Annotated in this window: 10 protein-coding genes; 4 read left to right on the forward strand and 6 right to left on the reverse strand. The window is 47.6% G+C overall.

What is annotated here, in order from left to right; all coding sequences use genetic code 11:
* Positions 1-7 precede the first annotated feature (7 nt).
* Together rimM and trmD are read left to right on the forward strand one after the other, a co-directional pair.
* The gene (rimM, locus tag MAF46_RS03780) at positions 8-592 is read left to right on the forward strand and encodes a ribosome maturation factor RimM (RefSeq protein ID WP_060785690.1); all 585 of its coding nucleotides are present in this window, start codon (positions 8-10) and stop codon (positions 590-592) included.
* A gap of 31 nt (positions 593-623) precedes the next feature.
* Positions 624-1,493 (forward strand): tRNA (guanosine(37)-N1)-methyltransferase TrmD, encoded by an 870-nt coding sequence (gene trmD, locus MAF46_RS03785; protein WP_060785663.1) that lies wholly within the window; start codon positions 624-626, stop codon positions 1,491-1,493.
* Positions 1,494-1,901: 408 nt separating this feature from the next.
* On the opposite strand, the gene MAF46_RS03790 is transcribed toward trmD, so the two are convergent.
* Positions 1,902-2,483, reverse strand: coding sequence for an RsmD family RNA methyltransferase (locus MAF46_RS03790; RefSeq protein WP_060785662.1), 582 nt, complete (start codon positions 2,481-2,483; stop codon positions 1,902-1,904).
* Positions 2,484-2,725: 242 nt separating this feature from the next.
* On the opposite strand from MAF46_RS03790, the gene uriH reads away from it, so the two are divergent.
* Both uriH and uriT read left to right on the forward strand, forming a co-directional pair.
* Entirely contained in the window at positions 2,726-3,673 is a 948-nt protein-coding gene (gene uriH, locus MAF46_RS03795) for a uridine-preferring nucleoside hydrolase UriH (RefSeq protein ID WP_004131838.1), read from the forward strand.
* Between the two features lie 125 nt (positions 3,674-3,798).
* Positions 3,799-5,220, forward strand: coding sequence for a uridine transporter UriT (gene uriT, locus MAF46_RS03800; protein ID WP_004131836.1), 1,422 nt, complete (start codon positions 3,799-3,801; stop codon positions 5,218-5,220).
* A gap of 611 nt (positions 5,221-5,831) precedes the next feature.
* Here the strand turns inward: uriT and MAF46_RS03805 are convergent.
* From MAF46_RS03805 to mvaD, 5 genes are all read right to left on the reverse strand, one after another.
* Positions 5,832-6,980 carry a PfkB family carbohydrate kinase gene (locus MAF46_RS03805; RefSeq protein ID WP_004574712.1) on the reverse strand — a complete coding sequence of 383 codons (1,149 nt, stop codon included), beginning with the start codon at positions 6,978-6,980 and terminating at the stop codon, positions 5,832-5,834.
* A gap of 108 nt (positions 6,981-7,088) precedes the next feature.
* Positions 7,089-9,470: an ATP-dependent DNA helicase RecG gene (locus tag MAF46_RS03810; RefSeq protein WP_060785661.1), complete on the reverse strand. Its 2,382-nt coding sequence runs from the start codon at positions 9,468-9,470 to the stop codon at positions 7,089-7,091.
* Positions 9,471-9,952: 482 nt separating this feature from the next.
* Entirely contained in the window at positions 9,953-10,147 is a 195-nt protein-coding gene (gene rpmB, locus MAF46_RS03815) for a 50S ribosomal protein L28 (RefSeq protein WP_004105392.1), read from the reverse strand.
* A 142-nt stretch (positions 10,148-10,289) separates the two neighbouring features.
* Positions 10,290-12,758, reverse strand: coding sequence for a type 2 isopentenyl-diphosphate Delta-isomerase (gene fni / locus MAF46_RS03820; RefSeq protein ID WP_060785660.1), 2,469 nt, complete (start codon positions 12,756-12,758; stop codon positions 10,290-10,292).
* A complete protein-coding gene (gene mvaD / locus MAF46_RS03825; RefSeq protein ID WP_060785659.1) occupies positions 12,751-13,905 on the reverse strand; it encodes a diphosphomevalonate decarboxylase in 1,155 nt (384 codons plus the stop codon). Before mvaD ends, fni begins: the two co-directional genes overlap by 8 nt.
* Between the last annotated feature and the right edge of the window lie 21 nt (positions 13,906-13,926).

Below are 13,926 nucleotides of genomic sequence, written 5' to 3' on the forward strand. Positions count from 1 at the left end.
ATTGAACGTGGCTAAAAACCAACTTTTTGACAACCCTCAGCAAGGTTCAAACACCCTACTGAGGGTTTGTCGTATTGGAAAAGCGCAAGGATTAAAAGGCGAAGTTACGGTTCAAATCTTTACAGACGAGCCTTATAATCGCTTTGAACCAGGCAATGTGCTTTACACTCAAGACGGCAAGCGCGAGTTTACAATTGAAGCTTCTCGCACTTTCAAAAACCGCTGGATTCTGCTTTTTGAACAGAGTCTAAATCGTAATGATGCAGAGGCATTAAACGGCTTGGAGCTTTACACTAAGGCTCAAAGCGCGGAAGAGTTAGAGCAAGAAAACGCCTGGTATATTAAGGATTTAGTAGGCCTTAGCGCGCGCATTTGTAAGAATAATTCACTTGGTGTTGCTCCTCGCGAAATCGGCAAAGTCGTAGACGTTGTGGACGGCGCGCAGTCGCTGCTTAAAATCCGCCTTTTGGAGCCAGTTGGCGATGATAAAATTGCGCTAGTTCCTTTTGTTCAAGCGCTTGTTCCAGAAGTAAATCTTAAAAACGAATATTTAACTTTAGACCCTCCAGGCGGCTTAATCCCTGGGCTTTAATGCGCAGGATTTAAGCTTAAGGCTTATAAAAATGCAAATCGACATAATCTCCGTATTCCCTGAATATTTTCGCATGCTTGATCTGAGTTTGCTCGGTAAAGCGCAAGATAATGGCTTGCTTAAAATTAACGCGTACAATCTTAGAAGATGGACACACGACGTTCATCAATCTGTTGACGATACGCCAGTTGGGGGCGGCGCTGGAATGGTGATGAAGCCCGAAGTGTGGTCGGAGTGCCTTGATGAGCTGCTTTTTAGTGGCAATAATATCGCAGATAACAGCGGCGACGGCTGCGATGTCTGCAATGTCTGCGACGACAATAACTGCATCGCAAACAATAGCGTTGATAACGGTACAATTCTAATCTTCCCAAATCCTTCTGCACCACTGTTTTCGCAAAAAGACGCAACGCAATTAGCAAACGCAAAGCGACTTGTGTTTGGATGCGGCCGCTACGAAGGCTACGACGCGCGAATCCCAGAATACTACAAATCGCGCGGCTTAGATGTGCGCGAGTACTCTATTGGCGACTACGTTCTTAACGGCGGCGAAGTTGCTGTTAGCGTTATGGTAGAGGCCATTACGCGCTTGATTCCAGGCTTTATGGGTAACCCTGAGTCGATTGTGGAAGAGTCGTACACGGGCGCGGACGCGATTCTTGAGCATCACCAGTACACGCGACCAACAACTTGGCGCGGCCTTAGTGTGCCTGCGATTCTAACTTCTGGCGACCACGCTAAAGTGGATCGATTCCGTAGAGATGATGCGTTGGAGCGCACAAGTCAAATTAGACCAGATTTGATTGAAAAACTTGATTGCAAGTCGCTTAGTAAGCAAGATAGAAAAACGCTGATTAGCCTTGGGTGGGAGGTTTCTGGCGATTCGCCAAAACGCCTATAAATCTAGCTATCGATAGAACGGCTCCCTATTGGTTGTTGTTGTGCAATTTCCCACTTAACGTTGCGCGAGGTTTGAGTATTTCTATCCTCGCAGGCGCGCCAACCTGCCTTCGAGCTTAGAGCGTAGCGCGAGAAGGCAATTTGGCGCGCTGAGCCGCTTAGCGTAGAAGCACGGTGTGCTTCTACGGAGGCGAAGACGTGAGCGCGCTGTAACGCGCGAACGACAGGACCTGCCATGTAGTGCGATTGTACCGAGTTTACGGCGTGTCGTCATACAATCGCACTACACAAACAAACAAAACTGTAGTGCGATTGTACTTGATTTTGGTGTTTTTTAATACAAACGCACTACAAGAAAAATCTTGAATCTCTACCTCACTTGGTCACGCTCTAAACGCAAACAAAGCCATCAATGCGAGGTTTGAATAAACATAACGGCAGTTTCGCCATAGTTGCGCGTGTCGAAAATCTCCCACCCCGCGCAAATCTTAGGCACAACGCTGCGCGCGCTACGCTCCAAAACAATCAACGTATCTGCAGCAGCGCTCACAACTCCCCTATTAACCATGTTTTCAATCAAAAGCTCAACTTGCTCTGTTTCCAACGCGTACGGCGGATCTATAAACACCAAATCGAAAGCCTCGCCGCTGTAGTCTTGCACAAACTGCTCTGCGCGCTTTTTATTTACGCGCACGCTTAAATCCTGGCTCCACGCGCTTTGACTTTCTAGCACTTTAACGGTTTTTGCAATTAGTGACGCCGCAGCCGCGTTCGCCTCTACGCACACCAGCTCGTTTGCACCCCTAGAAATCGCCTCTACACCTAGAGCTGCAGTGCCTGCGAATAAGTCGAGTACGCGCGCTCCCCCGCACACTCCCCACGAGTCAAGTCTAGAAAAAATCGCCTCTTTTGTGCGGTCTGTTGTTGGTCTTGTGCATGACTTTGCGGCGCATAATGGCGTGCCCTTAAATCTTCCTGCAATTACGTGCATATTTTAAGCATATCATTTTAATTTATTTTGACTTATGTATCTTTTTTACTTGTGTCAAATTTTATCCTTGTTAAAATTGTATTGGTCATTTGTTTATTAACATCAACAAATGTTGCTTAGCACTGGTTTCTGGCGATTTATCCAAAACTACGCTAAACAATGAAGTTTGCTAAAAAGCCTAAGCATAAAATATCTAAATCCCAAATACAACTGACATATAACTAAACAACTAAGGAGCAGCAATGACTTCAATCATTTTAGATTGCGACCCTGGCCACGACGACGCGATGGCAATTCTTCTAGCGCTTGGCAACCCAAACATTGATTTGATTGGCGTAACAACAGTCGGCGGTAATCAAAGCCTCGAAAAAGTAACATACAACGCGCGAGCAACGCTAGAAATGGCTCACGCAACAAACATTCCAGTTCACGCAGGATGCGATCGTCCAATGATTCGCCCGCTAGAAGTGGCTGCATCCATTCATGGCGAAACTGGCCTAGACGGAGTAACGCTTCCAAAGCCAACTCGCCCATTAGACGAAGGCCACGCAGTAAACTGGATTATCAACACGATTATGAACAGCGAGCCAGGCACGATTACACTTGTTCCAACTGGCCCACTTACAAACATTGCAATGGCTGCGCGAATGGAGCCGCGAATCGTTAGCCGCGTTAAGGAAGTTGTGCTTATGGGCGGCGGCTACCACGTTGGCAATTGGAGCGCGGTCGCAGAATTTAACATTAAGGTAGATCCTGAAGCCGCTCACGTTGTGTTTAATGAAGATTGGCCTATTACAATGGTTGGTCTTGATTTAACGCACCAAGCACTTTGCACGCCGCAAGTACAAGCTAAAATCGACGCAATCGGCACACCTCTTTCTGCGTTTGCAAGCGGTTTGATGGACTTCTTCCGCAAAACATACCAAAACAATCAAGATTTTATTGACCCACCTGTGCACGATCCTTGCACGGTTGCGTACTTGATTGACCACAGTGTTGTACAAACTCGCAGATGCCCTCTAGACGTTGAAATTAAAGGCGATTTAACACTTGGAATGACGGTTGCAGATTTGCGCGGACCAGAGCCATCAGCCAGCGAATGCCATACGCAAGTGGCCACTAAGCTTGACTTTAACAAGTTCTGGGATTTGATTATCGACGCTCTAAAGCGAATCGATGGAATCAAATAAACCAAATAAGTCAAATAAACCAAATAAGTCAAACAATAGACATCAAACAAATAAATAAAAGATAATAGAGAAAATCCCTAACAAGAGAAGATCCCTAATAACCAAACAAATATATAGGAGTTATTATGACTGAGGTTTCATCTCCAGCTCCACACATGTTAGACAAGGGCGGGCGCTCAATCGTAGCACTTATGACCGCACTTCTAGTGGCCATTTTTGCGTTCCAGCTAAACGCATCCATGCTCTCCCCAGCACTCGCCACTATGACGCACGAGCTTAAAACAACGGATACGCAAATCGCGCTAACACAAACCGTGTTCTTTACGGCGGCAGCGCTGTTTTCGCTATTCCTACCTCGCTTGGCAGACATTGTTGGTCGCAAAAAAGTACTTACAGGCATTCTGGTTTCAACCATTTTAGGATGCGTTATTAGCGCCATTGCACCAAATGTTACGGTTCTTATGATTGGCCGAATCCTTCAAGGCGCAAGCGGTCCTGTTGTGCCAATGTGCTTGATTATGCTGCGCGTGCGCGTTAGCGAAGAAAAGCGCTACGCAAAGTTGATGGCAATTTTAACGTCTGTAAACGGCGGAATTGCAGGCGTGGACGCACTTGCAGGCGGCTGGCTCGCAGGCAACTTTGGCTTTAGATCCGTATTTTGGACTATGGCTGTAATCGGCGTAATTGCAGTTCTTTTGGTTATATTCCAGACTGAAGAATCGCACGCTCAAGACACTCCTAAGATGGATTGGGTTGGCGTTGTAACGCTTGGCATCGCGTTCTTGGCTGCATATCTTGCGATTAACGAAATCGGCAAGCTTGCTGGCGCCAACTTGACGCTTGTTGCAGTTCTTGTAGTTCTTGCAATCGTTTTCTTTGTAATCTTCTGGAACGTAGAGGGCAAAAACTCCGCTCCGCTTGTTTCTACAAAATATATGAGCCAACGCCGCACTTGGGGCTTGCTTTCTTGCACGCTTCTTACAATGACGGGCGTTTTTGCAATCATGAATGGCGTTGTTCCACAGCTTGCACAAGATGCTAAGTCTGGTGCTGCAATGAGCGCAAGTGTTGTGAGCTTTGCAACTCTTACGCCATACGCAATCATTGGCTTTGTGTTTGGCCCTGTTGCTGGCATGCTTGCTGCAAAGTTTGGCTACCGACTCGTTTTGCGCGCTGGAATCCTCGTAAGCGTTCTTGGCGTTGTATTTGGAATGTATGTTTCCGAGATGCCTTCTGTTTGGGGACTCGTAGTGCTTTCCTTGTGGCTTGGAATTAGCTACGCAGGTGTTGCAAACATTATGCTTAACGGCCTTGGAATTGTGCTTTCGCCTAAGGATAATCCTGGATATTTGCCTGGTATGAATGCTGGAGCGTTTAACCTTGGTGCAGGATTGAGCTTTGCGATTCTTTACGCTGTTATGACCAATTTTGCGCAGAACGCTGGAGCCACCACTGGCTACGTTGCTTCGATGATTGCTGGAATCGTGCTACTTGCGCTCGCGTTTGCATGCTCGTTCTTAATCCCTAAGCCAGAAGATTGCGAGTGATTTACTAATCAATCACAAGAAAATAGCAGAATAAACTAAGACCGCAGTTTTTTTAGCTGCGGTCTTTTTTATATCAAAACAAAAATCCTACCGACTTTGTAGTGCGATTGTATAGCGACACGCCGTAAATCATATACAAACACACTACAAGGCAGGTAATCGTTAGCGCGGTCTAAGCGCGCTAACGTCTTCGCCACACAGAAGCAGTGCTTCTGTTTTGAGCGGCTCAGCGCTCCGAATTGCCTTTTCGCGCTACGCTCTTTAGCGCTCAGGCAGGTTGGCGCGCCTGCGAGGAGAGAAATACTCAAACCTCGCGCAACACCAAATAGGAAGCCGCGCGCTATGCGCTAAACGAAAAGGCAGGTAATCGTTAGCGCGGTCTAAGCGCGCTATTCCTCGCGGCTATTAGTAGCCGCTCGGCTGATTTGGCATGTAAAGTCCACTGGACTTTACATTTGAGCCAAATCACGCTTTGAAGGAGCTTGAAATGCGTTTTGCAATTTCAATCTCAGTCAAAGCGCTTTGCAGCACAGAAGCAGTGCTTCTGTTTTGAGCGGCTCAGCGCTCCGAATTGCCTTTTCGCGCTACGCTTTAAGCGAAAAGGCAGGTCGTCACGCGCGCTCATGAATGCTTTGCATACGCTCCTCAACAAGCTCTGGCGTCATCGCCTCGTGCACCGCTTCAACAGACTCCATGTTAAGCGCAGCAGCAGCAACCGCAAATCGCCCAGTCTTAGAATTGTCAAAGTGGTTGTATCGCGCGTAAATCAAAGCAGCAGTCGCAGTATCGCTAGAACCGTTGTCGTTGCCAACAGCCTTAGCGCCTTCGGATCCGTTTCCTCTAGAAACAATCATTCTTTGAACGCGCCGCAAAGGAACAGGGTAAAATGCAATTCCTTCCCCAAGAATTCCATACGCAACGCCTTCTCGCCCAGAATTAACAAACACGCGCTTTACTCCGCGCTTAAGCAGCGCCTTTGCGCATTGAACGGCTGACCTTTCGTCTACAGCGCAAATTCCAGTAAGCGCTTGCGATTCTGCAGTGTCTAAGACAAGAGTATCAATGCAATTTAGGCGCGAAAGTATTCTCGGCGCTTTTGCATCCGTTATTGCGCGCACCATAATCGGCTTCTTGTAGTTATCGCACACCCATTCAAACGACTTTTGCGAAATGTTGGTGTCGAGCGCAACAATATCTGCGTTTTCTATGATTGATATTCTTTCACGCAAAAAGTCTGGCGTCATGTAATCGTAGATACTCATGTCATCTAGCGCCAAAAGCCTTTGACCAGAAGCGTCTCCAACGTACATGTAAGATGCTGTCATTGCGTCTGGCAGCTGCTTTGAGTAGCCTATGTCTAGTCCGTTTACAGATGCGTCGATTTTGAACAGTTCGCCATTATGGTCGCCTCCGTACACAGAGACCAGACTTGCGCGCGTGTTCATCCTCTCTAAAGCAACTGCGATATTTCGCCCAACTCCGCCAAGCGCATACCGCACTTTTGCAGCGTTCGACGTGTAGTCCATAAGGTCTCCGCACGCAATTCCCAAAACATCCATGCTTATTCCGCCGATTACAGTCACGTAGCTTGGTGGCGTAACAATGTAACCTTTGCCTCTAAGGTATCCCTTGCGAATCAAATTAGAAATGTGCGCGGCCACGCCCGATCGCGTAATGCCAGCTAAATCTGCAAGCTCTTGCTGACTAATCATAGGATTCTGCTGAATCCACGACAATATTTGTTGTTCGCGTTCAGTCATCTTTGCCTCGTCTCTCGCGTTTTTACCTTATATCTCTAGAATATTCAAAAATTGTCTTTTTCGCACGTAAATTGTAAAAAATTGTGCGATTTTCTTCTCGATTTTCTTCTAATTGCTCAAAATCGCAGTGCTACTTCCACGAGTAAAGTCTAAAACAGCTCCAGCGAGTTGCGTGTGATTTTGCAAAGTCGGGTCGATTGCAAGAATCGAGGTTGCGCATTGCCTTGCGTCTGCAATAATATGCGCGTCTTTAACAACTCGAAGCAGCTTTAAGCTTGATTTTCCGCCAGACTGACTGTCTCCTAAAACGTCTCCAGCGTTTCTAAGCTCCAAGTCTTTTTGCGCGATTACAAAGCCATCTAACGACTCTTCTACAACTTGCAAACGCTCTGCTGCCAACTCGTTGTCTTGAGCTGCAGATACCAAAAAAGCCCATGATTGCGTGCCAGAGCGCCCGACTCTGCCTCTAAGCTGATGAAGCTGCGCAAGGCCGAATCGCTCTGCGTTAAAAATCACTATGCAACTTGCTTTTGCAACGTCTACGCCAACTTCGATTACGGTTGTAGAAACCAAGATTTGCACTTTTCCGCTTTCAAAGTCGCTCATAATTTTGCGCTTCTCGTCGTCGCTTGTGCGGCCTGTAAGCTCAGCAAAATTGACGCCACTAAATTGAGCGAGATTTTTAAGACGAGTTGAAATTTGCGATACTGTGTGAACTTGCGAGTTAACTTGCGAATCGTTTAGTGGATTAGATGCGTATGCGCCAAAATCGCCAGCAACCGCGCAATCGCGATTATCGCCATTATCGCCATTATCATCATCGTCGATTCGCGCACAAACAATGTACGCGCGCTCCCCTGCGTCAATTCTGGAGCGAATGTGACTAAACATAGCGGCCATTTTTGCAAAGTCCAGCTCGTTTATAACAAAGGTGCGAATCGGCTTGCGGCCGCCTGGAAGCTCCGTTAAATAAGACGCGTCTAAATCACCAAACCAAGTCATTGCAGCGCTCCTAGGGATCGGCGTAGCAGTCATAACAAGAAGATGAACATCCGCATTATTGCTCATTTTTCGTATAAGCGAATCGCGCTGCTCAACGCCAAATCTGTGTTGCTCGTCGATAATCGCAAGCGCAAGGTTTGTGGGCTTAAAACTGGCGGAAAATGCGGCATGAGTGGCCACTATAATCGCTGGCTCGCCGCTTGCTACTTTTGCCAAAGCACTTCTTCGATCCGCCAGCTTCATCCCGCCCGTCACAAGCGTAATTTCAACGTTTATATGCGCGCGCGCAATCATTTTGCGCAAATTTTCGGCGTGTTGATGAGCCAGCACTTGAGTTGGCGCAACAAGAACCGCTTGATGGCCCGAACCAACAGCTTGAAGCATTGCGCTCATTGCAACAACCGTCTTTCCAGAGCCGACTTCTCCTTGCAAAAGACGACGCATTGGTTTTAATGGGGATTCTGCGGCTGCTTGCGATTCGCCCTGCGCGCCTTGCATATCTTCAGTAATCTCGCTAATAACGTTTTTTTGACCTTCCGTCAACGCAAATGGCAAACTTTCTTCAAACTGCTGCCTTAAAGCGCCATTGTTGCATTTATAAGCAGAGCCTAGACGCGAATTCTCGCGCGATTGCAAAACAGCAATTTGAGATATAAACGCCTCTTCAAAACGCATTGTGTTAATTGCACACGCAAAATCCTCTTTGCTGTGCGGATTGTGGATTGATTCAAACGCATCCGCACGGTGCATAAGATTTTTACTTGCGATTACGGATTGCGGAAGAATGTCTGGCAGGGATCCAGACAAGGATTCAGGCAGGGATTCAGGCGCAAAATCGCCACTACAATAACTCTTACAAAGTTGCAATAATCCTAAAATCGTCTCGTGAATATGGTCGCTAGAAATACGCGAATTTGCGTGATAAATCGGCCGAGGAGCGCATAACTTTTCAAACGCTTCTTCAACACTTTGTGCAACAAAATCGCCAGACGCGCTAGACTTGTCATCGTTGCTCTCATTGCTATCGTTGCTAGACTTCTCATCATCACTACACGCCGCTAAAACGCTTATAACTTGCGGATGCGTAAATTGCAAAACGCCATTAAACGCGCCGCTCGTGCCGCCCACAACAACGGTTTGACCAACGCTCATGCGGCTGCTAACCCATTGCGCGTATTGCTTGCTTTTTGAAAAATAGACGATTTGAGCGCGCGACGCATCTTGCGCAACGTTTACGTCTAGGCGATACCCTCTTCGCGCATTCATTTGCACTAAGTTTATGGAGTGTACAATCGCACAAAACGCCACTTCTTGACCTGGCAAAATTTGGCTTAAATGCGCGCGTTTTAGCGGATTTGTGACTCTAAACGGGTAGTACGTTAGCGCGTCTTTTACTGTGACTACACCTAGCGATTTTAATGCAGACACGCGGCGCTTGTTGCTTACGATTGAAGATATTGCTGTGTTAAGTGTTATGCGTGCTGCCATACTTCGATTATAATCGTTGCGCTACGATTTAAGCGCGCCGTGACGCGCGAGCGCAAGTGAGGTAGAGATTCGAGATTTTTCGCAGCGAATGAAGCGAACCTCAGCATGAAATGGTGATTCGCTGAAGTAGCAAGAAAAATCGAGAATCTCGGTGATGAAAGATACAAAAAAGTTCTAGCATGCAAGAGGGCTGGGTGATTCTTGGTCGAACAGTATAAGAGCGGCAGCCGATACCAAATAATCCAATGACTCACCCTACAAACAAACTTTAACCCAAAAAACAAAATCAAAGCCAAATCGGAACAACCGCAACAACAAACTACACGTAATAGGCGGAGCGTTGTGAGACAAGAATTAGCCAGCCCTCCTACAACATCAAACAGAGAATGTCGTTCGCGCGCTACGCTCTAAGCGAAAAGGCAGGTCGGAGCGAACAAAAAAGGCCCCGAGCACTGCTCAGGGCCTTACATTTAACACGCGATTCACGCTTCAACACGCTGAACCTTGCCTGCCTTAATGCATTTTACGCACACACGAAGGCGAACATTTTCGCCATCAATGGTGGTGCGAACTGGCTGAAGGTTCGGGCGGAAGGTGCGCTTATTGCGAATGTGCGAATGTGAAACACTGAAACCGGTCTGCGGTCCCTTGCCACATACTGCGCAACGAGCTGCCATAATGGACTCCTATTTTCTTTGACTTGCAAGTCTTGCGTCGCTCATTCATGCAAATCCAAACGCGACTAACCAATGTTAAATCGCATAAACAAATAAGCATGCCTGAACGCACAACTACACAAGTATATCACTACGCCAGACATTACAGCGTGCACGAGTTGGAATCAATCAAGATGCGCGAATTTTTGCGCAAGGCGGCAATATTCTTGCATCCAAGCAACGCCATAATCACGCGAATCTGCGCCTTCCAATCCTCAATTTGATCAACAAGCGCATCCTGTCCACCGCAAGTGAGCGTATGCAAGAACTCGCCCGCAACTCCAACTGCACTCGCCCCAAGCTTTAGCGCGCGCACAACATCAAGCGGCGTACGCACTCCTCCGCTTGCAAACACTTGCATTTGCGCACAATCGCCAGCAACCGCAGAATCGCCAGAATCGCAAGAACCGCGCAAAATCTTATCGCATTGCGCTATGTCTAGTAACGACTCAACGGTAGTAAGCCCCCAAGAATCAAGGAACTCGTAGCCGCGCCCACGCCCACGCCGTGCATTTTCAATCGCAACAAAATTCGTGCCGCCGCGTCCGCCAACATCAACCGCGCGCACGCCCACATTTTGCAAGCGCAACACATCCCGAGCGCTCATTCCGCATCCAGTTTCCTTAACAACAACTGGCACTTTCATTGAATCAAGCGCGCGCGCAATGGCCTCAATATTGCTAAGCCACGCGCTAAAATCGCGGTCTCCTTCGTTCATAACAAGCTCCTGCGCCGCGTTAAGGTGGATTTGCAACGCGTTTGCCTGCAAAATTTCCACAGCTTTAATCGCCTGCTCAACGCTTGCCCCAGCGCTTACATTCGCCATCACAAATCCGCGCGGATTAAAGCGCCGAATCACGCTAAAAGTCTCTGCAAGACGCGGATTTTTAAGCGCTGCGCTTAGCGAGCCAGAAGCCATTGCTACACCAGTTTTTTCCGCCACTTTTGCAAGCATTGCGTTTATATTTTCGCCATTCTTGCTGCCGCCCGTCATTGCGTTAATGTACAGCGGAACGTCCCATTTTTCGGATTCTCCAAACACGCGCACGCTTGTATCTACATCGCTTAGCGCCAATTGCGGCAACGCATTTGGAATAAATCGCACTTGTTCAAAACCAGCGTCCGCGTGCGATTTATATTGTTCGCACGCAAGTTTTATGTGATCGTTTTTGCGTTGCTCGATAAGCGAAAAATCGCCACTTTCATCAATTTCTGCGACTTTCAGATTAAGCGCCTCAATCCCACTTTTTTGCCATTCGTCTTTAATGCGAGCAAACACGGCATCAAAATCTTGTGCGCGCGCAATCGCGATTCCGCAATCTCCGCCGCCTGCGCCGCTTGTTTTTGCTGGCAATCCTGCGCAATTTGCTGCTTCTATTAGTCGCGTAAGTTTTGGCGTTTCGATTAGCGTTCCCGTGATTTCGCCAAGATCTTTTAGTAACGCACGATTTTGCGCGAATCCGCTTAACAACGCGTTAAAATCACCATTTTCTAGCGCATTTGCGATTTTTTGCACGCATTTTTCGCTTTGCGCGCAAAAATCTTCGTAGGTTTTAGCACATGTTTTAGTAGGATTGCGCGCGGTTAAATCACTAGCTGCTGCGCCATCATCCGCGCCAGCCTTAACGCCAGCCTTCACGCTTCCAACAAGCTCCGCGCTACTTGCAGGGCTACCCGTCCACCCAACTAAAAGTCGCAAGCCGCCGCCCACTTTTAATCGTTTTACTTCAAATCGCGGCCATTTTCTTTGCATCAACTCGCACAAGCTGGAGTCTCCGCTTTCAATCATTTCTACTTCTGCTTTAAGCCATTCGCGATTGTACGCGCGGTACAATACCCATCCGCCGTATGCGCTGGCTGCCACGTCTCCGCCACTTCCCGACTTTTTTACTAGCGAAGACGCAATTATGGCTAGCTTGCACAGTTCTGGCGTTGCAAGCGCCAATCCGTACCATTCACACAGCGCGCGCACAGCAGCCACCGTTACTGCAGCCGAAGATCCAAGCCCGTATTTTTTGCCCGTTTTTTTATCGTCTAAATCGCTTTCAATGTGTACGTTATACTCGCGCGTGTTGCCCAGTGCTTCCGCCGCACCCAACGCGCCCACCTCGCGCGCATATTCATCTACAACGTTCATTGCGGAAATCACATACGCGTAGTATTTTTTAATTTTTTCTACATTAGTTTGTTCTAGCAAATCGTTGGTTGCTGGCGATTTTTCCGCTGGCAAATCGCAAGCAACCGAGCGCGAATCGCATCCGCATCCATCATTTTTATCTAAAATAAATTCCTTGTTATTGCCAAAACGCGTGCCGTCACCGTTTCCGCCGCCAAACTTCCAATATAATGGCTCAAAATTTTTATCCTCACACGTAATTTTTCCGTAAAAATTCCTGCCGTAAAAATTCCTACTACATGCGCCATTTTCAAGAAAATCACAAGCTCCAGCCGCATCAACCGTAACTTTTACATAACGATTCACAGCTGCTACGATTGCCGCTCTTCCATCCACAACAGCGTATTCGCCTGCTATATAAAGCTTTCCAGGTGCTTCCGCTTGAAACTTAGTCATGATTTTCTCCGTACGCCGTTACGCTAACCGCATCGCCTGGGCGCGCAATAACAAACTGCGGATTGGATTGCGCTGATTCAACAGATTCCGCAAAATCCACATGAGACAAATCCGCCAAATCCGCCGATTTCTGCAACTCGCGCAAACTCTTAATCTCACTCAACACGCGCAAACTCAACTCATTTTTAACGCGCAAAGCATGCTCCGCGTTAGTTAAAACCTTAACATTTGGACCTGCGTCCATTGTAGCCCAAACAGGCCACCCCTCGCCGCGCATTTGATGCACAACTCTAAGCACGGCGTGCGATTCTTCGCTAAGGTAGTCAACGCTAGGATTGGCCGCGCGCATTGCAGCATGCATTCCTAAAGCGTTTCGCTCCGAAACCTCGCCCAAAGCCTCTAAATCACAGTTTTTAATCGCTTGCAAAGCCGTTGCAATGTCATCTTTACAACTTTCAATCCAACTTTTATAAAGCGGCGATGTTTCAACCGTTTGCCGCATTGCATTGCGGCTCGAAATCTTCTTTTTGCTTGTATTCAAAACAACAGCCACCATTGCAAGATTCAAATCTTTTGGCGATTCAATTGGCTCCGCATAACTTGTTTCGCTACTCACGCCCGCGTTCCACAACACCAATCCGCCATAAATCGACCTGCATGCCGACCCCGACCCTTTGCGCGATAAAATCGAAAGTTCGCGCGCGTTTAACCTAAGACCAGACGCATACGCTGACGCCGCAGCCAGCGCCGCAAAACCCGAGGCGCTAGACGCAAGACCTGCAGCCGTTGGAAACGTGTTTTTGCTTACGACTCGCGCATGGCTTTCGATTCCAGCCATTTTCCGCACCATGTCTAGCATTCTTACGATTCGCGCACGCTCTTCGCTTTGCAATAAATCGCCACTAAGCTCTGTGTTGTTTAAACAAACGGAGTCTTCTTTTAGAAAATCGTCAAAATGCACGCTAGTTTTAGTGGAAAATCCGCCTAAAGTCAAAGATAGCGAGGAAGAATACGGCAAAATAAGCTGCTCGTCGCGCTTTCCCCAATACTTGATTAGCGCAATATTTGCGTTTGCTTCCGCGATTGCGCAATGCGTTTGCATCGACTCGTCAAACGCTATTTTTGGCTCAATTTCAACGTTTTCCACAATAACCTTTCTATAACCTTT

This window comes from Gardnerella pickettii (genome assembly GCF_029226345.1).
GTDB lineage: Bacteria > Actinomycetota > Actinomycetes > Actinomycetales > Bifidobacteriaceae > Bifidobacterium > Bifidobacterium piotii.

Excerpts from the sequence above, each read along its gene's own strand:
- trmD (WP_060785663.1), top strand. The coding sequence starts at position 624 with ATGCAAATCGACATAATCTCCGTATTCCCTGAATATTTTCGCATGCTT.
- MAF46_RS03790 (WP_060785662.1), bottom strand. The coding sequence starts at position 2,483 with ATGCACGTAATTGCAGGAAGATTTAAGGGCACGCCATTATGCGCCGCA.
- uriH (WP_004131838.1), top strand. The coding sequence starts at position 2,726 with ATGACTTCAATCATTTTAGATTGCGACCCTGGCCACGACGACGCGATG.
- uriT (WP_004131836.1), top strand. The coding sequence starts at position 3,799 with ATGACTGAGGTTTCATCTCCAGCTCCACACATGTTAGACAAGGGCGGG.
- MAF46_RS03805 (WP_004574712.1), bottom strand. The coding sequence starts at position 6,980 with ATGACTGAACGCGAACAACAAATATTGTCGTGGATTCAGCAGAATCCT.
- MAF46_RS03810 (WP_060785661.1), bottom strand. The coding sequence starts at position 9,470 with ATGGCAGCACGCATAACACTTAACACAGCAATATCTTCAATCGTAAGC.
- rpmB (WP_004105392.1), bottom strand. The coding sequence starts at position 10,147 with ATGGCAGCTCGTTGCGCAGTATGTGGCAAGGGACCGCAGACCGGTTTC.
- fni (WP_060785660.1), bottom strand. The coding sequence starts at position 12,758 with ATGACTAAGTTTCAAGCGGAAGCACCTGGAAAGCTTTATATAGCAGGC.